The 379-nt window shown below is 50.7% G+C and carries 1 pseudogene; it reads left to right on the top strand.

The annotated features are described in order from the left end of the window. Positions 1–379, top strand: a pseudogene (locus CIK04_RS30485) (DUF475 domain-containing protein); the annotation flags it as partial.

The following is a 379-nucleotide window of genomic DNA, read 5'->3' as shown; positions in this document are numbered from 1 at the left end:
ACCATTGCGATGGTTTGCCTCGATATTTGGCAAACGCGTGGCGGTGCCATTTCAATGAAGAAAGCGGTGGGCTGGAGCCTATTCTGGTTTTTGCTCGCGTTTCTATTTGCGGCCACCATCTTCCATTTCTGGGATTTCTACGCGCCAGACAGCTTGTACACCCACCAAGAAGCAACGACGGCGTTCATTACTGGTTATTTGCTCGAAAAATCGTTGAGTGTGGATAACCTGTTCGTGTTTGCCATCATCTTTGCCCAATACAAAGTCCCCGAATCACTTAGACCCCGCGCTTTGCTCTGGGGGGTGATTGGCGCGTTAGTGTTACCGTGCCCTGATGATTGCGGTAGGCGCTCAGTTGCTGGTCTCAATACCATTGGAT

The sequence above is a fragment of the Vibrio sp. 03_296 genome, from assembly GCF_002265885.1.
The sequence above is the reverse complement of the archived record's forward strand: the minus strand, read 5'-3'. Positions and strand labels throughout refer to the sequence as shown.